Source organism: Pseudomonas sp. UYIF39 (assembly GCF_029963765.1).
Classification (GTDB): domain Bacteria; phylum Pseudomonadota; class Gammaproteobacteria; order Pseudomonadales; family Pseudomonadaceae; genus Aquipseudomonas.
Map to the genome: position 1 here is coordinate 157,535 of NZ_JALBYU010000011.1, position 19,482 is coordinate 177,016.

General features: G+C 59.9%; 19 protein-coding genes, 1 tRNA gene and 1 pseudogene. 11 read left to right on the forward strand and 10 right to left on the reverse strand.

Annotated elements, in window-relative coordinates; genetic code table 11:
- Window positions 1-41 precede the first annotated feature (41 nt).
- Both MO767_RS17220 and MO767_RS17225 read left to right on the forward strand, forming a co-directional pair.
- Entirely contained in the window at window positions 42-2,099 is a 2,058-nt protein-coding gene (locus tag MO767_RS17220; protein ID WP_282481466.1) for a methyl-accepting chemotaxis protein, read from the forward strand.
- 116 nt (window positions 2,100-2,215) lie between these two features.
- Window positions 2,216-2,292, forward strand: a tRNA-Met gene (locus MO767_RS17225).
- Between the two features lie 144 nt (window positions 2,293-2,436).
- Here the strand turns inward: MO767_RS17225 and MO767_RS17230 are convergent.
- Window positions 2,437-3,546 (reverse strand): DUF2817 domain-containing protein, encoded by a 1,110-nt coding sequence (locus MO767_RS17230; protein ID WP_282481467.1) that lies wholly within the window; start codon window positions 3,544-3,546, stop codon window positions 2,437-2,439.
- Between the two features lie 166 nt (window positions 3,547-3,712).
- Here MO767_RS17230 and ggt point away from each other — a divergent pair, with 166 nt between their 5' ends.
- Together ggt and MO767_RS17240 are read left to right on the forward strand one after the other, a co-directional pair.
- The gene (gene ggt, locus MO767_RS17235; RefSeq protein ID WP_282481468.1) at window positions 3,713-5,545 is read left to right on the forward strand and encodes a gamma-glutamyltransferase; all 1,833 of its coding nucleotides are present in this window, start codon (window positions 3,713-3,715) and stop codon (window positions 5,543-5,545) included.
- Window positions 5,546-5,726: 181 nt separating this feature from the next.
- Entirely contained in the window at window positions 5,727-6,098 is a 372-nt protein-coding gene (locus MO767_RS17240; RefSeq protein WP_282481469.1) for a helix-turn-helix domain-containing protein, read from the forward strand.
- A 22-nt stretch (window positions 6,099-6,120) separates the two neighbouring features.
- Here MO767_RS17240 and MO767_RS17245 read toward each other — a convergent pair.
- The 3 genes and pseudogenes from MO767_RS17245 to MO767_RS17255 all read right to left on the reverse strand — a co-directional run.
- A pseudogene (locus tag MO767_RS17245) lies at window positions 6,121-6,216 on the reverse strand (transporter); the annotation flags it as partial.
- 29 nt (window positions 6,217-6,245) lie between these two features.
- On the reverse strand, window positions 6,246-7,340 hold the full coding sequence (gene ddlA / locus MO767_RS17250) for a D-alanine--D-alanine ligase (RefSeq protein ID WP_282481470.1): 1,095 nt from the start codon (window positions 7,338-7,340) through the stop codon (window positions 6,246-6,248).
- Window positions 7,341-7,350: 10 nt separating this feature from the next.
- Window positions 7,351-7,992, reverse strand: coding sequence for a LysE family transporter (locus MO767_RS17255; RefSeq protein ID WP_282481471.1), 642 nt, complete (start codon window positions 7,990-7,992; stop codon window positions 7,351-7,353).
- Window positions 7,993-8,143: 151 nt separating this feature from the next.
- On the opposite strand from MO767_RS17255, the gene MO767_RS17260 reads away from it, so the two are divergent.
- Together MO767_RS17260 and MO767_RS17265 are read left to right on the forward strand one after the other, a co-directional pair.
- Window positions 8,144-8,953, forward strand: coding sequence for an AraC family transcriptional regulator (locus tag MO767_RS17260; RefSeq protein ID WP_282481472.1), 810 nt, complete (start codon window positions 8,144-8,146; stop codon window positions 8,951-8,953).
- 76 nt (window positions 8,954-9,029) lie between these two features.
- Window positions 9,030-9,398, forward strand: coding sequence for a cupin domain-containing protein (locus MO767_RS17265; protein WP_111451254.1), 369 nt, complete (start codon window positions 9,030-9,032; stop codon window positions 9,396-9,398).
- A 12-nt stretch (window positions 9,399-9,410) separates the two neighbouring features.
- On the opposite strand, the gene MO767_RS17270 is transcribed toward MO767_RS17265, so the two are convergent.
- The 3 genes from MO767_RS17270 to MO767_RS17280 form a co-directional block, all read right to left on the reverse strand.
- Window positions 9,411-10,010: a flavin reductase family protein gene (locus tag MO767_RS17270; RefSeq protein WP_282481473.1), complete on the reverse strand. Its 600-nt coding sequence runs from the start codon at window positions 10,008-10,010 to the stop codon at window positions 9,411-9,413.
- A gap of 57 nt (window positions 10,011-10,067) precedes the next feature.
- On the reverse strand, window positions 10,068-11,384 hold the full coding sequence (locus MO767_RS17275) for a PAS domain-containing methyl-accepting chemotaxis protein (RefSeq protein ID WP_282481474.1): 1,317 nt from the start codon (window positions 11,382-11,384) through the stop codon (window positions 10,068-10,070).
- 129 nt (window positions 11,385-11,513) lie between these two features.
- Window positions 11,514-12,827 carry an MFS transporter gene (locus MO767_RS17280; RefSeq protein WP_282481475.1) on the reverse strand — a complete coding sequence of 438 codons (1,314 nt, stop codon included), beginning with the start codon at window positions 12,825-12,827 and terminating at the stop codon, window positions 11,514-11,516.
- A gap of 201 nt (window positions 12,828-13,028) precedes the next feature.
- On the opposite strand from MO767_RS17280, the gene MO767_RS17285 reads away from it, so the two are divergent.
- From MO767_RS17285 to MO767_RS17300, 4 genes are all read left to right on the forward strand, one after another.
- A complete protein-coding gene (locus MO767_RS17285) occupies window positions 13,029-14,447 on the forward strand; it encodes a TIGR00366 family protein (RefSeq protein WP_282481476.1) in 1,419 nt (472 codons plus the stop codon).
- Between the two features lie 214 nt (window positions 14,448-14,661).
- A complete protein-coding gene (locus MO767_RS17290; protein ID WP_008153466.1) occupies window positions 14,662-14,982 on the forward strand; it encodes a hypothetical protein in 321 nt (106 codons plus the stop codon).
- Window positions 14,983-15,167: 185 nt separating this feature from the next.
- Window positions 15,168-16,340 carry a hypothetical protein gene (locus MO767_RS17295; RefSeq protein ID WP_282481477.1) on the forward strand — a complete coding sequence of 391 codons (1,173 nt, stop codon included), beginning with the start codon at window positions 15,168-15,170 and terminating at the stop codon, window positions 16,338-16,340.
- Between the two features lie 144 nt (window positions 16,341-16,484).
- A complete protein-coding gene (locus MO767_RS17300; RefSeq protein ID WP_282481478.1) occupies window positions 16,485-17,009 on the forward strand; it encodes an SET domain-containing protein-lysine N-methyltransferase in 525 nt (174 codons plus the stop codon).
- Window positions 17,010-17,015: 6 nt separating this feature from the next.
- Here MO767_RS17300 and can read toward each other — a convergent pair whose 3' ends face one another.
- Window positions 17,016-17,660 carry a carbonate dehydratase gene (can, locus tag MO767_RS17305; RefSeq protein WP_033061212.1) on the reverse strand — a complete coding sequence of 215 codons (645 nt, stop codon included), beginning with the start codon at window positions 17,658-17,660 and terminating at the stop codon, window positions 17,016-17,018.
- A 151-nt stretch (window positions 17,661-17,811) separates the two neighbouring features.
- Between can and MO767_RS17310 the strand changes: the two genes are divergently transcribed.
- Window positions 17,812-18,216, forward strand: a complete 405-nt coding sequence (locus tag MO767_RS17310; protein WP_282481479.1) for a serine kinase/phosphatase — start codon at window positions 17,812-17,814, stop codon at window positions 18,214-18,216.
- Between the two features lie 43 nt (window positions 18,217-18,259).
- Here the strand turns inward: MO767_RS17310 and rimI are convergent, their stop codons facing one another.
- Together rimI and MO767_RS17320 are read right to left on the reverse strand one after the other, a co-directional pair.
- Window positions 18,260-18,712, reverse strand: a complete 453-nt coding sequence (gene rimI, locus MO767_RS17315; RefSeq protein ID WP_008145534.1) for a ribosomal protein S18-alanine N-acetyltransferase — start codon at window positions 18,710-18,712, stop codon at window positions 18,260-18,262.
- Window positions 18,705-19,445, reverse strand: coding sequence for an energy transducer TonB (locus MO767_RS17320; RefSeq protein ID WP_282481491.1), 741 nt, complete (start codon window positions 19,443-19,445; stop codon window positions 18,705-18,707). Before MO767_RS17320 ends, rimI begins: the two co-directional genes overlap by 8 nt.
- Window positions 19,446-19,482 lie beyond the last annotated feature (37 nt).

Consider the following 19,482-nt stretch of genomic DNA (forward strand, 5'->3'; position numbering starts at 1 on the left):
CGCACGCCAATGGTGCGTGGTGTTCAGAGGAGTCATGAGGCATGCAGGCTTTTTTATCACCGGGGATCGGGCTGCTGGGGCGTTTTGGCTTCGCACGCAAATTTCAGCTGTTATTTCTACTGTTTATCCTGCCGCTGACGGGCAGTCTGTGGATGATCGGTCAGGACTATCGCGACAAACTGCACCTGATCGCCGGCGAACGTGCCGGGGTTCGGCAACTGCTCGCCCTGGATGCTCTGGATAATCTGCTCGCGGCTCAGCGTGACCGCGCGGCTCGCTGGCGCGCCACGGAAACCAGCCGTCAGCCGACACCCGCGACGATCGCCGCGATGGCTGCTTTCGATACGGTTCAGCCAGCCGTCGCCCAAGCCACCTTGGACCTCGGCAACGCGCTGCAAACCGAAGGCGCCGAGGGCGAAACCCTGACTCGTTATCAGGCCCTGCAAACCGCCCTCAACGGCCTGGATTCGAAAAGCCTGAGCAGCGTCGGTTGGTGGCCGGACGGTTACGATCGTTTCACCAATGCCTTGAGTGCCCTGCAAGCCTTGCGCGAACAGATTGCCATGGATAATCGCCTGACGTTGGCGCCGTGGCTGGAGACCTATTTGCTGACGCAGATCTCCACGCAGCACGCGCCAGACCTGATTGAACGAGTCGGCCGTCTCGCCAGCGTTGGTCAGGCATCGGTGGTGTCCGGGCAATTCACCCTGCAAAGCCGTCTGCAACTGCGGGACTTGCGCAGCCGCATCGGCGATGCCCGGGAGCAACTGGTCAAAACCGCAAGCCTGCTGGAAACGCGACTGCCCAGCACATTGCAAGCCTGGGCCGGGCAATACCATGACAGCCTCAAACACCTGGACGCCGAGTTGAAAGTTCTCGATGACGGCGTGTTCGACGGCAGCATCAAACTCAAGCCGCAAGAGTTTGAACGCAGCCTCGACGGCCTACTCTCCGACCTCGCTTCGTTGCGTCAGCAGTCGTTGGTGTCGCTGGATCAGCGTCTGGACTATTACCACGGTTCGGCCGTCCGCCAGTTCATCCTGGTAGCGAGCATTTTTGGCTGCCTGCTGCTGGCCGCGCTGTACCTGTTCATCTGCTTGCAGACCTCGATCCGTCGCAGCGCCAGCGGCATCACCCTGCTGGCCGAAGCCTTGCGCGACGGCAATCTGAGCCTGCAAGTACCGGTGCAAGGCCGCGACGAACTGGCCGCCATCAGCACCGCGCTCAACGTCGCGGTGGTGCAACTGCGCAACAGCCTGCTGGGGGTCGACCATGAAACCTTGCAGCTGAGCAACGCGGTACGCACCCTCAACCATCACTCCAGCGGCGCCCTTGGGGAAGTCGAAGCTCAGCAGTTGCAGATCAGCCAGATCGCGGCAGCGGCCACGCAATTGGCCGCCACCTCCCAAGGGGTCGCCCAGAGTTGCGAACAGGCTTCTGGCAGCGCTCAGCACACCCAGCGCATCGCCGCCGACAGCAGCCGTGACAGCCAGCGCACGACGGCGAGCATTCAGCAACTCAATCAGCGCTTGAACGACACCGCTGCGGCACTGGGCCGGGTCAGTGAGCAAGGGCAGCAGATACAGTTGGTGGTGGATACCATTCGCGGGGTTGCCGAGCAGACGAACCTGTTGGCACTTAATGCCGCCATCGAGGCCGCTCGCGCGGGTGAGCAAGGTCGCGGCTTTGCGGTGGTGGCCGATGAAGTGCGCAGCCTGTCGCAACGCACACAGACCTCCACCGCGCAGATTGCCGGCACTGTCGACAGCCTGCGCAGCACCGTAAACGAAGCGGTGAGCCTGATGGAAGCCGCTTGCGACCAGGCTCAGTCCGACGCCCAGGCCGTCACCGGCCTCGGCGAACGCCTGGGGGAAATTGCCAGTGCGGTGCAGAGCGTCACCGACACCCTGGCGCAGATCGCCACCGCGGTCGACGAGCAAGCGACCACCGCCGACGAGGTCAGCGGCAACATCCAGCAAGTCGATCAGGCGGCGGTACGCTTGCTCGAAGGCGCGCAGGCGGTGAATCTGGCAGCGGACACCTTGAGCCAGGGCAGCAAGGCCTTGAGTGCCAATACCGGGAGATTTCAGCTCAGTTGACGCCCTCCCCTGGCCCGTTTTTTCGGGTCAGGCGGATAAGCGGTTGAAAGCGTAGAGAAATATTTTAGATTTACGCTTGACACATCTCTGTTACGAGCCAATAATGCGCGCCACTTGGCTACATAGCTCAGTTGGTTAGAGCATAGCATTCATAATGCTGGGGTCCGGGGTTCAAGTCCCTGTGTAGCCACCAAGTACTAAAAACGGCTTACCGAAAGGTAGGCCGTTTTTTTATGCCTCGAGAAAAGTGCCTACGGCGAAGAAAGCATGCTGCGGTTCAGGAAGAGTCGAACCGCATAAGTTCCGGCAACAAGAACCCACTTCCCCGCAGGTCGCGTCAGGAACGAATGGCCGGCAATGCTGACAACGCCCGTTCCCAAATCTGCCAGGTACGCAGCCAGACCATCGCCTGCCAGTCGCTGTCGGCGGGATAGAACTGCTCAACCAGATTCAGTTTGATCCCGCGCCCCACGGCATCGCTCGGATTGCCGTGCAGGTGCAGCCAGTGATCATCGCGCAGATAACGATGAACCTCCGCGCCGGGATACGTCCCGCACTCAATCACAAACGGCATCAACCGCACGTGCGGCAACGCATTGATCAACGCCTGCGAGGTGTAGCCGGTGGCGGTGGCCGCAACGCCGGTTTCGCTCAGTGTGTCGGCGCCCGTATGCAAGGTATAGAGCCACGGACCATAAATGGCCTGCGCATCTGCAAGCGCTGGATACGCCGCCTCGGTAATGGTCAGCAACATCGGATGACCGTACTCCCCGGCGCCGGTGTGCAAGTCGAAACACATGGCCACTTCGGCATGCGAGACATGCTTTTGAATGATTTGATGCAACGTGCGGTTCGACCAGCTCGGTGCCAGTCCGCCGTAAAACAAACCATCGGGATGACGGTGCTGGCCACCCTCGACAATCGACATGACCGCTGGCCAACCGTGCTCGCTGATCTGTTCGTCGAGCACGGTATCGGCGCGATCACGCTCCGGGCCCTGCAACTGGGTGCAGGCATAGATTTCATGCAGCGCTGCATAGGCCTGATTATCTGGCAATGCTTGGTCGAAGTTCAGGTGATTGCGGTTCAAGTCGATGTTGTCTTCGTTGACCCGACGCAGCCACGCAGTGCCCCAGGGATTGATCAGGTGGATCATCACCACCGCAACATCGGCCGGCAGAGAACGCTTGCCCAACTCCTGCAACCACTTGATCTGACATCCCGAACCATAGAAGCCTTCGACGCCATGAGTGCCACTCAGCGCAATCAGCAAACGCTTGGCGCCCGGATCACCCAGCACGGCGACAGCGGTGCTCAACGGCTCACCGAACGGCCCTTTGAGTGGATGCGGGTACTCGGTCAGCGTCGCACCGGCCGCGGTCGCTGCGGCCAGGAATTGATCACGCTGGGTGCGGTAACTTGGCTGGGTGGGGAACTCGGTCTGCATGTCTGCCTCTTGTTGATCTTCTGGCCAGTCTGTTGCCCTCGACCCTACAGAAAATCCGTGGAGTCATGAAGGGCGAAAGTGTCTTTACTGTAGCCCCTGGTTTGCGTCACTCCCTTTCGGCCGATAAAGTCCCCTGATCTTTTCCCACGGACGGAGTGCCCCCCACGTGTTCTCAGCCTTCCACTTGAGTCGCTATCGCCTGTCAGCCCTTTCGCTGATCGCCGCTGCTTTAACCCTCGCAGCCTGTAGTGCCCCGACCTCTTCGACGTTGCCGGTTGCGCCAGAAGTCGCGTCGGGTTATCGCGCTGACCTGCAAACCCAATACGCCTCAAAACACATGGCGGCCGCGGCCAATCCGCTGGCGGCCGAGGCCGGGCGGGAGATGTTGCGCCAGGGTGGTTCGGCAATCGATGCCGCGATTGCGATGCAGGCCGTGCTGACCCTGGTCGAGCCGCAATCCTCGGGCATTGGCGGTGGTGCGTTGATCGTGCTCTGGGATGGCAAGGCTGTACGCACTTATGACGGTCGCGAAACCGCTCCGGCCGGCGCCACCGAGAAGCTTTTCCTGCAAGCCGACGGCAAACCGATGCCGTTCACCCAGGCGCAGATTGGCGGTCGTTCAGTCGGGACACCGGGCGTGTTGCGGGCGCTGGAGTTGGCCCATCAGAAACACGGTCATCTGCCGTGGGCGCGGCTGTTCGAACCGGCGATCAAACTCGCGGAGCAAGGCTTCGCCATCTCGCCACGCCTTCATCAGTTGATCGCCTCGGACTCATCCATACGAAGCTCACCGGATATGGTGGCTTACTTCCTGAATGCCGATGGCAGCCCGAAAGCCGTCGGCACGGCGCTGAAAAACCCGGCGCTGGCCGCCGTATTCAAACGCATTGCCAAGGAAGGACCGGATGCGTTGTACAAAGGCCCCGTCGCACAAGAGATCGTCGCCAAGGTTCAGGGCCACGCCAACCCCGGCAGCCTGTCGCTGAACGACCTCAAAGGCTACAGCGCCAAGGAGCGCGCGCCGCTGTGCACCGACTACAAGCGCTGGCAGGTCTGCGGCATGCCGCCGCCGTCGTCAGGCGGGATCGCCGTGACACAGATCCTCGGCACCTTGCAGGCTTTGGAAACCCGTGACCCGCGTTTTGCCCTGGCACCACTCAAACCGGTCAAGACCAGCCAACCTGCGGGCGTTGAGCCGGCGCCTGAAGCCGTGCACCTGATCTCCGAAGCCGAACGCCTGGCCTACGCGGACCGTGCGTTGTACGTGGCCGACGCAGATTTCGTGCCCGTCCCCGTCAAAGGTCTGGTGGACCCGACGTACCTGGCCAGCCGCGCCGCGCTGATCGGCGATCGCAGCATGGGCACCGCCAAACCCGGCACCCCGCCGGGCATTCAGGTCGCCTACGCACCGGACCGTTCGCCCCTGCGCATCTCCACCTCGCAAGTGGTGGCGGTGGATGACGAAGGCGGCGCCGTGTCCATGACCACCACCGTGGAATCCGCGTTCGGCTCGCACCTTATGGTTCAGGGTTTCCTGCTGAACAACCAGATGACCGACTTCTCGTTCATCCCAGAAGAAAACGGCCAGAAGGTTGCCAACCGCGTCGAACCCGGCAAACGCCCACGCTCGTCCATGGCACCGATGCTGATCTTCGACCGCCAGAGCGGCGAATTCCTCGCCACCATCGGCTCCCCCGGCGGCTCGCAGATCATCGAATACGTCGCCAAATCCACCATCGGCCTGCTCGACTGGAACCTCGACCCACAAGCCGCCATCAGCCTGCCCAACTTCGGCAGCCGCAACGGCCCGACAGAACTGGAACAGGGGCAGTTCAGCCCGGCACTGATTCAGGCGCTGAAGGACAAAGGGCACAGCGTGAACGAGATCGACATGACCAGCGGGACCCAGGCGATTGTCCGGGTCAAGGATGCGCAGGGGAAAACGTCGTTGGCGGGCGGGGCTGATCCGCGGCGTGAGGGGGCGGCGTTGGGGGATTGAGTCTTACGCTGGAATGAGCAAGGGCTTACCGGGAGGTAGGCCCTTTTTTACATCTGACAAATCCTGATCAGCCACTTCACGTAGCCTTTTCCTACCCGCAAGTGACTGCTTCTTGGATAGAGTTGGCACTCATAAACAGTACGACGCAATCGACGCTGATACCGTCGAGATGGAGTAACCCATGAACATTCGCCCCATTCACACCGACGAGGACTACCGTGCAGCCCTTAAGAACGTGCCAGTGCTGTTCGACAACGAACCAGAGCTTGGCACCCCTGAGGATGATTACTTCGACAGTATGATCACGCTGATCGAAGCCTATGAATCGAAGCGGTTTCCCGTGGACTTGCCCAATCCGATCGATGCAATCAAGTTTCGTATGGAGCAGTCCGGACTGTCTGCTGCTGACCTCGCACCTGCCATTGGCCGCACAAACCGAGTGTATGAAGTGCTCAATGGCAAACGTGCGTTGACGCGTCCAATGATCTGGAAACTTCACGATTTATTCGGGATACCCGCGCAGAGCCTGATCAAGCCGGTAAAGCAGGCTTGATCATGTGCCGGCCGGGTTTGAATCAGGCCGGCACACCCAAAATGATATGCGACGCCTTGATCACCGCCGTCGCACTCACGCCCGACGCCAGGCCTCGTTCCGCCACAGCCTGACGTGTCTCCTCGAATAACTATTGTTGTATTCAGCCTAGCGAGAGATCTTCAGCGCCTGCCGCGCCTGATGTTTCTCCAGCGCCAGCTCGATCAAACGGCTGACCAGCTCGCTGTACGTCATACCGGTGGCCTGCCATAACTTGGGGTACATGCTGATGCGGGTGAAGCCGGGCAACGAGTTGATCTCATTGATCAGCACTTCGCCACTCTCGGTCAGGAACACGTCGACCCGCGCCAGCCCGGAACAGCCCAACACCTGAAACGCCTCGACGGCCAAGGCGCGGATGCGTTCACTGGCTTCGATGCTGATGTTAGCCGGCACCACCACTTCCGCCGCTTGAGCATCGATGTATTTGCTGTCGTAGGAATAAAACCCGCTGCGCACCACGATCTCGCCACAACCGCTGGCGATGGCGTCTTCATTGCCGAGCACCGCGCATTCAATCTCGCGACCGCTGACGGCGGACTCCACCAAGACTTTCTCATCGAAACCCAGGGCCAGTTCTATTGCCGCCGCGTACTCGGCTTCGTCATTCACCTTGCTCACGCCGACGGAAGATCCTTGGTTCGCCGGTTTGACGAACAGCGGCAGGCCGAGTTTGCCTTGCACCTCGGCGAACCCGGTGCGCGCAGCGGTGGCGCGGGTCAAGGTGACGAACGGCGTAACCGCCAACCCGGCGTCACGTAGCAGGCGCTTGCTGATGTCCTTGTCCATGCAGACGGCGGAACCGAGCACGTCGGACCCTACAAACGGCAGGTCAGCCATGCGCAGCAGCCCTTGCAGACAACCGTCTTCACCCAGGGTGCCGTGGACGATCGGGAAGATCACATCAACGTGGCCCAGCAGTTCCTGACCGGAGGTTTCCACCAATTGCTGACTGACCTTGCCCGGCACGACGGCCAGTTCACGGTTGGATTGGTTAAGGGCGATAAGCGCCGGGTTTTCCTGATTGAGCAGGAAGTTTGAAGGGTCATTCAGATGCCAGTGGCCTTGCTTGTCGATGCCGATCAGCACCGGTTCGAAGCGCGACCGATCCAATGCATCAACGATGTTTTTCGCCGATTGCAGCGACACTTCGTGTTCAGCCGAACGGCCGCCAAAAATAATGCCTACCCGCAGTTTGCTCATTCAGAACTCCTCAACGATTGGCCACCAGACGCGCGCCGAACAGTAGGTAGCAACTGCCGGCGAAGCGATCCAGCCATTTACGCGAACGATCATAAGCACCCGCGACCCGACGGCTGGCAAACAGCAGCGCCACGCTGCAATACCAACTGAAGGACAAGGTCGCCATGGTCAGCACTGCCAACGCCAGCAACATTGGTGGCACAGAAGCGGGCATGGCCGTAGCGAAGATCGTCGCGACGAACAGTGCGGATTTTGGGTTGGTCATATTGCCCAGAAAGCCCTGGCCATACACTGACAACAACGTGCGCCCCGCCCCCTCAACCGAGCCGCTATCGTCCGCAACCAAAGGCGGTTTGCGCTTGAATTGCTTCAATCCCAGATAGATCAAGTAACAACCACCGACAATCTTGAAGCTCAGGTAGAGGGTCGGGGCTGCGCTGAACAGTGACTTGATTCCCAACCCGCCCGCAAGGCCCCAAAGCACAGTGCCTGTCGCCACGCCCAGTGCGGCCACTACGCCGTGATGCTTGGATTGACTGGCCGCCAATTGCGCGATGTTGAAAAAGTTCGGCCCCGGCGTCACCACCGCAACCGTCCACAGCAGCGCCAATGACAACAATGGAGCGGCGTAGCTAAGAGGGAACATATCCATAATGTGGGTCGCCTTCGTGGCTAGGGAGAAGATGTAACACCTTGCAACATTAGTCCGGGATTTTCTACCGGCCGGATGATTCGATCGGCGGCAGACAGGCGGCTGCTCGGTGGGGTAACGTGTTCAGCATCGAGCTCAAGGCAACACCACCATGGCCAAGCACACGCCTCCCATCGACTGGTTCCACCGCGCGCCCGACGTTGGCGGGCTTCAGCGTTTCGAGGCCTTTTTTGCAGGCCACGGCTACGACCTTCACCGCCACGATACCTATGCAATCGGCCACACACTGGCCGGTGTGCAGAGCTTTCAGTACCGCGGTGGCTGGCGCCACAGTCTGCCGGGCGGGACCATGGTGCTACACCCGGACGAAGTTCACGATGGCGAAGCCGGCACCGAGACCGGCTTTCAATACCGAATGATGTACATCGAGCCGGCGCTGATCCAGCAGATGCTCGGCGGCCAGCCGTTGCCGTTTATCAAGACCGGACTGTCGAACGATCCACGTTTGTTCGCCGCCACTGCCGTGCTGCTGCGAAGCCTCGATGGCCCCCTCGAGCCTCTGGAAGAACATGATGCACTGTTCGACCTGGCCCAAGCCTTGAACAGCGTTTCCGGCGTGTCTGCCACCCGCCAGAGTTTCGACTACGTGGCCGCCGAACGCGCGCGGGAGTTCATCCATAGCGCGCCGGATCGCACCGTAACGCTGGAAGAACTGGCGCAACACAGCGGCCGCGATCGCTGGAGTCTGTCGCGGGATTTTCGTCTGTTGTTCGGCACCAGCCCTTATCGATACCTGACCATGCGCCGCCTCGACCTGGTCCGCTCGCTGCTGATCCAGGGCCAGTCACTGGTCAGCGCCGCGCTGATCGCCGGCTTCACCGACCAGAGCCACATGACCCGGCAGTTCAGCAAAACCTACGGCCTGTCGCCGGCCCGCTGGATGAAAATGCACCGCCGCTGAGCCACGCACAATCGTTCAAGAAGCACACTGATGCGCGGGCTATCGTGGATTTACGATCAACCACGAGAGCTGCTTCATGAAAGCTTACGAAAGCCTGAATTTCGCTGAAAAAATCGCCAGGATCGGCCCGTACTGGACGCCCAGGGTCATCGCCGAAATGAACGACTACCAGTTCAAGGTAGTGAAGCTGCTGGGGGATTTCATCTGGCACGATCACCTGGATACCGACGAAACGTTCATCGTCCTCGAAGGGCAACTGCGCATCGACTTTCGCGATGGCCACGTGCTGGTGAACGCCGGCGAAATGTATGTGGTGTCAAAAGGTGTCGAGCACAAACCGTTCGCCGAGCAGGAGGTGAAACTCCTGCTGATCGAACCCAAGGGTGTGCTGAACACGGGGAACGAAGGTGGCGAGCGCACGGCGCAAAATGACGTCTGGGTGTGAAAGGCCGGCTGCTTACGTCTGCAAGGTTTTGCCGTCCACTGGATCGCCGATTTTCAGGAAGTGTCCGCCCGCCACATGGTGCAAGGTGCGCAACGCATCTTGCCCTTCGAAGTGCCAGCGACCGTCACTGAACACCCGCTCGTCTGCCTGAGCGGCAATCACTTCGGCCAGGAACAGATCGTACTGCTGGTGATTACTTGGCTCCGGCAGCAGTCGGCACTCCAGCCAGGCGACGCAGCCTTCGAGCATCGGCGCATCGATCAATTCAGCGCTGAAGGTCGCCAAGCCATAGACCTGGAATTTGTCCCGGCCTTGGTCCCGGGTCAATTCCAGGCCGGACGTCGAACCCACGGTCTGGACGATATCAGCCTGAGCGGCGCAGGGAACGTTCAGCACAAACGTACCCGAAGCCTCCAGCAATTGCCGTGTCCAGGTGGACTTGTCCAACACCACGGCAATTTTCGGCGGCTCGAAATCCAGTGGCATGGCCCAGGCCGCCGCCATGATGTTGCGCTGGCCGTCATGCGCCGCGCTGACCAACACGGTCGGGCCGTGATTAAGCAGACGATAAGCCTTGGCCAAGGGAACCGGGCGGCGGTGAGAAACGCTCATGATGGCTGCTCCTGGGGAAAACGCCGATTGTAGCGATTTACGCCGCGATGGCAGGCATCAAGTCGCCAACTGATTGGCAAACTGTCCGACTGCGTTCACCACTTTCTGTGCACCGTCCTGAATCTCGACGATCACCGTCCCCGCCTCTGCCGCCAGCGCCAGCCCCTGTTCAGCCTGGAGTTTGCCCTCGGTCATCAGCGCCACGGCGTTGCGCGCCATGTCCTGGTTCTGGCGCACTACGCCGACAATCTCATCGGTTGCCTGGCTGGTGCGCGAAGCCAATTGCCGGACCTCATCCGCCACCACCGCGAAACCACGCCCCTGTTCCCCGGCCCGAGCCGCTTCGATGGCCGCGTTGAGCGCCAGCAGGTTGGTCTGTTCGGCAATCCCGCTGATGGTTTTGACGATAGTGCCGATCACCAGCGATTGCTCGTTCAGCGCTTCGATGCCTTCGCCGGCGGTCTGCATGTGTTTGGCCAAATCACGCATCACGTTGACCGCCTGAGTCACCACGGCGTTACCGCGCTGCGCGCTGCTGTCGGTTTGCTGCGAGGTGCTGTAGGCAATGTTGGCAGCTTCAGTGACGGCTTGCTCCTGATTGACTTGATCGGTAATCACCGTGGCGAACTTCACCACTTTGTAGAGCTTGTTGTTGGCATCGACCACCGGGTTATAGGACGCCTCCAGCCAGACCTCACGGCCATGGCTGTCGATACGTTTGAAACGCTCGGCGAAGAACTCGCCTGCATTCAAGCGGCGCCAGAAGTCCTGATACCCGGCGCTGTTGTATTCCTCGGGCTCGCAGAACATGCGGTGATGTTTGCCCTTGATCTGCGCCAGGCTGTAACCCATGCCGCTGAGGAACCGGTCGTTGGCCGCCAGCACGTTGCCATTGAGGTCGAACTCGATCACTGCCGTGGAACGCACGAGCGCGCCGATCAGGTTCTCATGTTCACGAGACGCTTCGATGGTGCGGGTCAGGTCGCTGGAATAAATCGAGAAGTTCTTGATTTGGCCGCCCGCGGACCGGACCGGCTGCACGATCGAGCGCAGCCAGGCTTCCTGACCATTGCCGCGCAACAAACGCACCGTGCCGGCAAAGTGCTCGCCACGGGTCAGCGCGACCTTGAAGCGGTGGTGGAATTCGTCCGACTTCACATGCGCCGGGACGATGTCTTCGATGTGTCGCCCTATCAGGTCGCTGCTTTTGTAGAGCATCTCGCCGATGAAGTTCTGGTTGACCGATTGAATCCGCCCATCGGCATCGAGGGTCAGGACCAGCATCTCGCTTTCCAGACTTTCCTTCACTTGCTGGAGGCTGGAGAGTTCTTCGCGAAGAGCCGACAGCTCCTGCTTCAAGCGTTTGTTGAACATGGGGATACACCGATGGACAGGGATAGAAAGCGGTATGCAGCCTAACCATCGGCCTGGGGGATATTTTCTGAAGAGTGTTTCAGGGTTGTCCTACAAAAATAGTTGCTACACGTACGGTGCTGCCTACGATTACATCGCGCCAGCAGTCGAGCAGGTGCCAACTTTTGGCATCCGCGTCCCGAAATACGCGGCACTGCTCACACCCACAGCCCCCATCACCGCGCAGAAGATCACGCAGATCCATGGGCTCCACGGCATCAGACCGATCAGCAACAACGGTGTGATACTCGCCCAGACGGCGTAGGCAATGTTGTAGGTGAAGGAAATCCCCGAGACACGGATCCGCGCCGGGAACAGGCTGACCATCACCGACGGCACCGCGCCGACCACCCCGCAACCGAGACCGGCCACCGCGTATGCCAGGCCGATCCAGTTGCCACCGATGATCAGACAGGTATAGAGCACGCCGATGCCCAATGGCAGCAGCAGGCTATAAAGCATCACCGTGCGCCAGGCGCCAATGCGGTCGACCAGCAGCCCGGCGAGTACACAGCCGATATTCAAAAAGACAATGCCCAAGGCACTCAGGGCGAAGGTGTGGCTGGCGGTCATGCCGAAAGTTTTCTGCATCATGGTCGGGGTGATCACCACGAACACCACCACCGCCGAGGTCAATACGCAGGTGAGGATCATCGCCGGCAGCATGGCCAGACGGTGTTCACGCAAGACCGTGCGCAACGGCAGTTCGACAGCTGCATCCCGCTGGGCCTGCATGGCCATGAACACCGGGGTTTCGCTGAGCCAGCGGCGAAGCCAGACGCCGATTACGCCGAACACGCCGCCCAGCAGGAACGGGTAACGCCAGGCGTAATCAAGGATTTCTTCCGGAGTGAACGCCTGTGCCAGAAAAGTCGCCGTCAGGGCGCCGATCAGGTAACCAAACGTCAGCCCGGCCTGCAGGAAACCGAGGGCATAACCGCGATGCCCAACGGGCGCATGTTCGGCGACGAACACCCAGGCGCTCGGCACCTCACCGCCCACCGCCGCGCCTTGGAGGATTCGCAGGGCCAACAGCAGCAGCGGTGCGAAATAACCGATCTGGGCGTAGGTCGGCATGATGCCGATCAACAGGCACGGCAGCGCCATCATTAGGATGCTCAGGCTGAAGACCTTCTTGCGGCCCAGTCGATCGGCGAAATGTGCCATCAGAATCCCGCCCAACGGCCGCGCCAAATAGCCGGTGGCGAAGATCCCGAAGCTTTGCAGCAGTCGCAGCCACTCCGGCATTTCCGGTGGGAAGAACAGCTGGCTGAGGGTCAGGGCGAAAAATACGAAAATGATGAAATCGTAGATTTCCAGCGCGCCGCCAAGGGCCGCAAGGCCGAGGGTCTTGTAGTCCGAGCGGGTGAACGGCGCCGGGCGCGAGGAGGTGTTGGCGGTCATGAAAAGAACTCGGGCATAGGCAAAAAACCAAGGCGCCCATGGTCTACGCAAACGCGCCAACGGACAACCCGTTAGACCAAAGTCCTAGACTCGTAAAACTTCGTCACAAAATAGAACCGATTGTTTTACTGTTGGCACCTGTCTAGACGGGCCTTTGCGGTCCTGAAGACCACAACAAACATAAAAATTCGAGGTATACCCGTGGCCGCTGATATCGAAGATACCCGCTCTGCCCGCTTTGCCCTGCGCTGCTCCAGTTTTGCCGAACGCTGGTTCCCTGACTCCTGGGTGTTTGCCGCACTGGCGGTGATTATCGTTGCCGTGGCGACCCTGTTCATGGGCGCCAAACCCACCGACGCCGCCATGGCCTTCGGTGACGGATTCTGGAGCCTGATCCCGTTCACCATGCAGATGGCTTTCGTGGTGATCGGCGGTTATGTGGTCGCCAGCTCGCCACCGGCAGTGAAACTGATCGACCGGCTGGCGCGGATCCCGAAAAACGGCCGTTCGGCCGTGGCCTGGGTTGCGTTGATCTCTATGGTCGCTTCGCTGCTGAACTGGGGGTTGTCGCTGGTGTTTGGCGGTTTGCTGGTGCGTGCCCTCGCCCGCCGTAACGATCTGAAAATGGACTACCGCGCTGCCGGTGCTGCCGCCTATCTGGGTCTCGGCGCAGTGTGGGCCTTGGGTCTGTCCTCGTCCGCCGCGCAATTGCAGGCCAACCCGGCCAGCCTGCCGCCTTCGATTCTGTCGATCACCGGGGTGATTCCTTTCACGCAAACGATCTTTCTCTGGCAGTCGGGTGTGATGTTGCTGGCGCTGATCGTGATCTCGCTGATCATTGCCTACGCCACCGCACCCGGCCCGAACTCTGCCCGTGACGCCAAAGCCTGCGGCATCGACCCGAGCTTTAACCTGCCGCCGTTACAACCGCGCACCCGCCCCGGCGAATGGCTGGAGCACAGCCCGCTGCTGACGATTTTGCTGGTGCTGCTGGCGGCCGGATGGCTGTTCCACGAGTTCTCGACCAAACCGGCGATCAGCGCGATTTCCGGGCTGAACACCTACAACTTCCTGTTCATCATGCTCGGCGCCCTACTGCACTGGCGCCCGCGCAGCTTCCTTGACGCGGTGAGCCGTGCGGTGCCGACCACCACGGGCGTACTGATTCAGTTCCCGCTGTATGGCTCGATTGCCGCGCTGATGACCACCGTCAAAGGCACTGACGCTCAGACGCTGGCTCACCACATCTCGACCTTTTTCGTACAAATTGCGTCCCACGACACCTACGCGCTGCTGATGGGCGTGTACTCGGCGATCCTCGGTTTCTTCATCCCGTCCGGCGGGGGCAAGTGGATCATCGAAGCGCCGTATGTCATGCAAGTGGCCACCGACCTGAACTACCACCTGGGCTGGGCCGTGCAGATCTACAACGCCGCCGAAGCCCTGCCGAACCTGATCAACCCGTTCTACATGCTGCCGCTGCTGGGTGTGCTCGGGTTGAAGGCGCGGGATTTGATCGGGTTTTCGTTCGTGCAACTGCTGGTTCACACGCCGCTGGTGCTGTTTCTGCTGTGGGCGCTGGGGACAACGCTGACGTATACGGCACCGGTCATGCCGTAACACGTAAGTGATTGCACATGCTGCGGGCAGGTGCAATCAGTTCACCCTGCTTGAGCATGAAACAAACGCCTAGATTCATCCTACAAACAGGCTCGATTGCGCCTGACATGAAACCCGGAGAGTTCTTATCTCCAACCTATAAATCGCTGAGTAAACTCCGACAGCTCACAAACTTTTTAAAGCAAGACAGCACTGACCAAGGATGAACAAACACATGTCTTTAATATCGAAAACGCTGGAAGAGATGATTAACGAGATTTACCAGGACGGTAGGGTTTCAGTCGTTGAATATAAAAAGCTGCGTGATGATGCAGATCGTCGTATGGACGCTGTCGTCCGTGAGTTCGGCCAGCACAACAATTTGACCGCCCTTCAAAAAGCGATGGATGTCGTCATGCAATTAACGCAAACGTCCATCATTGATGCCAAAAAAGCCAAACTGACCGATACAGGAGAGGCCATCGTCAAGGATGCCGTATTTGCACAGGTCGAGTACTTGCGCGCCGGTACTCATCTGGCACTAAAGCTGTTGTAACGCTTCAACCTTCGTCCGGTCCATAGACATTAAACCCGGGCCGGACGCCATAACCGAGAGTTCCTGGCATACACACCGCAGGCTCTACGCAAAAAAACCACACGCACACACTGTTCTGTGTAACGCCGCTGATCCAGTATGGCGCGTACCCCAATCAACGGGACCACGCTGAAAAGGATCTGAGCATGTTCAAATTCGCAGCACTCACCCTCGCGGCCCTCACCCTGAGCGCCGCCGCCCATGCCGATGTCGACCTGAAGCTGGGCAGTACCGAACGCGTCACCCGCCTGTTCGCCTATCCCAACAACTGCAACGTGATCTGCTTTCGCAACTGGACGCTGGAGCAAACGGTCGAGCATTACCTGACTCAAAGCGTGCAGCGCGATGGTTACAGCGCGGCGAAAGTGCTGGTCAAAACCGATAACAATCAGCTCTACGCCGAAATCAGCGGCGTACCCAATGGCTATGAAAAACCGTTGGCGGCGTTGCTCGATGCCGGTGATCTGGCCTATACCGGCGCCAGCAAGCTGAATGCCGATGGCAAGTGGGCTTACAGCTGGTATCTATTCCTGCCACTGGGCATGGCCCTGGAAAACCGCAAAAGCGTTGAACTGTTGCACTTCCCACCCGACTATTCGTTGACCCAGGCTCAGGATTACCTGCGATCTGCCACCACCGATCGCTGGGCCACACTGCTGACTGACAACGGAATCCCGGCCGACCAGACGCCGGGCTACCAGACCATCATCGACATTGCACCGATTGCCGCGCCGTCCAACGCTGGCAAAGATCTGGAAGGCGTCTACGACTACTTCAAGGACTACCAGACCACCATGGTCAAGCAACTCAGCCAGAACGCCAGTGGTGCTGTGTTGCCGATGGTCGCCTTCGGCGCGCCAGTACGTAACTGGATCAAGCAGCAATACGGGCCGACCGTGAACGTGCTGGGCCTGGTCAGCATCAGTCCGAGCGACGGGGTGAAAGTGCCAGTGCTGGGTTCCAACCACCCAAGCTACATTTGGTACGCCGCCGACCCGAAAAGCTATACCGGCAACGATGCCCAGGCCAAGGCCGACGCGGCGGGCCTTAAAGTCATGGGCCAGGATTTGAGTGCCGCATGCTGGCAGGCCGCCATGGGCCGCCAACCGGACAGTAATCCCGATATTGAACTGAGAAGTTGCACCCAAACCTGGCAAGTGGCCCAGGCAGACAAAACCTGCGAACTGTTCTATACCTCGATCCGCGACCTGACGCCCGAAAAAGCCGTGGCCAAGTGCGCGACGGCACCGATCAAATCTCAGCTCAAACAGCTGAAAGCCCCGGTACCCGCGACTGCGATCCCTGTCCCGCCTCTGTAAAACGATGAACGGCGGGTCCACTGTCATAACTGACAGTAGACCCGCCGTTTCATTTGCGAGAGGCTTGAGTCGTACCCATGTGTTGCAGAGCTGACAGGATCGTCAGCTGACGGAGTTCGCAGCACCCAGCCGACAAGGACCGTTATGAAAACCCACGCCCTGCACGAGACGCTTGCACAACCTCCCGATGGGATTTATCCATTTGCGGAGCTGCCCGTTCGACTTGGATTCCCCTCCAGGGCCGACTTCGAGATTATCGACAACAGCAACGGATCGGCGGGAGCCGTCGCAGTACTTCGGGATTTTCCACGCATCAGCCGAATATGTCGGGCTTCGGGGCATCTGCTGCCTTATCGGTGTCGGTATACCCGGCAAATGGCCCGTGACATCCATGTCTACGACCCGAGCTTCTGCGGGCTGCTGCGACACTCCTGCGACCCAAACGTATTTCTCGACATGAGCGAGCTGTGGTTGTGGGCGCTGAAGGACATCAAAAAAGGCGACCGACTGACGATGGACTACGCTACCACCGAAGACAAACTCCTGCACCAGTTCGCCTGCCAGTGCGGTTCGTTCGACTGCCGTGGCTGGATCACCGGCTACGATGAACCGCCGAACGCCGACGGCCAGTTGTTTTTGCAGCACTGGCGCCGGCGAAGTCTCTGCTGAAGGGCGTTACAACGTCTCGACCGGACGCAGACGGTATTGCGGCGGCAATTGCTCGAAACCGCTAATGGTGGCGTTCAGGCTTTTCCAGCGACCGTCCTTGATGCCATAGATGCAGCCGTGAACAGACAGGCTCTGCCCGCGGTGCCAGGCGTTTTGCACAATGCTGGTGTGCCCGACATTGGCCACTTGCTGGATCACGTTGTATTCGCAGAGGCGGTCGACCCGCTCCTCTTCGGTGGGCAACTTGGCGAGTTCTTCGCGTTTTTCATAATAGAGATCGCGAATCGAGCGCAGCCAGCCGTCGATCAGGCCCAGCTGACGGTCCTGCATCGAGGCGCGCACGCCGCCGCAGCCATAGTGGCCGGTAACGAGGATGTGTTTGACCTTCAGCACGTCGACCGCGTACTGAATCACCGACAGGCAGTTGAGGTCGGTGTGCAGCACTACGTTGGCCACATTGCGGTGGACAAACAGATCGCCGGGCAGCATGCCGACGATCTCGTTCGCCGGCACCCGGGCGTCGGAGCAACCGATCCACAGGTATTCCGGGGTTTGCTGACGGGCCAGCTTGGCGAAGAAATCAGGATCTTCTTTGGTGATCGCGTCAGCCCAGCGCTCGTTGTTATCAATCAGATCTTGTAATTCGTTCATGCAATGAAACCTCGAGAATGATGCGCTTCTATGACAGACAACCATCTGTCGGGGTCACGCGCCAGATGCAGAAACCCGGTTTTCCATGCCGGAGGAATTCTCAGCAGCCCAGGGGGTCCACCTAGTAAGGCCTACAGTATGAGGAATTGCCATGACTGAATCACGACGTCCGTACGATGCGGTGCAACCCGAGCCCATCGATGACAACGAAGACCGCATGGGTTCGATGCATGAGCTGGATTTCGACGAGGAAGAACCCAGCGCCAAAATCGGCGACGAGCTGACGCAAGCGGAGCGTGAACGCCTGATGCCTCGGGAACGCGTACGTGAAGCCGGCATGACCGGGGCCTCGACCGATGACCATGAGTCCACCGACGACGACATGAGCCCGGAAACCCTGATCCATGAAGACGGCGCACGGGACTCCCACGAAGCAGGTGAAGGTGGCCAGGCCGATTGGGATTTGAGCATTGTCGATGAAGACGACATCGGCGGGGGCAATGGGCTGGATGAAGAGGAACTAGCGCGGCGGGATCCGATGGACGGTAATCGTTGATCGTTGGCGAGGGAGCTTGCTCCCTCGCCACAATAGCTGTAGCTCAATCGACGAGGGTGCAGGCCATGACGACAGCATCTTCCCGCCCGCCAACTGCCGGGTAGTAATCACGCCGCCGACCAATCTCGTTAAACCCATAACGCTCATACAACTTGAACGCGCCACGGTTGCTGTCGCGCACTTCCAGAAAACACTCCCGCGCCTTGGCGTCATACGCCCGGGACATCAAATGCTCCAGCAGCGTCAAACCCAGGCCACGGCCCTGGTTCTCCGGTTTGACGGTGATGTTCAGCAGATGCGCTTCATCAAGGATGATCTGCACCACCCCGTGGCCGACCTGCTGCTGGCCTTCAAACATCAGCCATATCTGATATTTACCCAGCCCATCGAGAAAAATCCCGCGAGTCCAGGGATGGCTGTAAGCCGCGTATTCGATTTTCAGTACAGCGTCCAAGTCCGCCTCGGTCATCGGGCGGAACGATACAGCGTCACTCATTCGATTCTTTCCAGCGCGCCATCAGCCGACGCATGGCTTGCCAGACATCAGCCTTACGCTGTGGCTCTTCCATTAATAATTCCAGACCCGGCAGGGCCCAGACCGAGCCCAGGCCTTCGACCTGGAGTTCACGGTTGAAGGATTCGGCGTTCGCCTCACCGGCGAAACGCACCGCCGGCAAGCCGATCAGCCACACACAGACGCACGGTGCGTCTTCCAGCCGGGCCGAGAGAAAACCTTGCACGAAGTCGCGAGCCGCTTCCGGGCCTTGATCCATGGTGCCCCGAGACAACAGCGGCCAACGCACCGGCTCGCCGACGATCTGCGGGCTGTCGGGCAGACCGGCGGCGCGAAGCATGTCTTTGAGCAATAGATAGGCAGGGTCACGGGTCTGGAAGGATTCGCCTGTGGGTAACTCCACCAGCAGCAGGCAACGCCCAGCCCGCAGCAATTGCAGGGCGAAACGCGGCGGCGGCACGACTGGCGCCTTGGCCACAACCGGAGCAGCCTCTTCTTCAACCTTGGCATTCGTGCGCGTGCTGGCCAGCGATGGCCGTGGCACCTCGATTTTCACCCGTTCGGCCAGTTTGACCAGCGGTTCCACGGGCGAATCAGCCACAGGCACGGGCGCAACCGGGGCGACAACCAACGGCTTGGGCATATCCAGCAGTTCGGGGCGCGAGGGCGCAGCAAAGGGCAATTCGGTGCGCGGCAGCCAGTTGACCACCTGCATGGCGGTCAAATAAGCGCGGCGACGGGACTCGATAAGC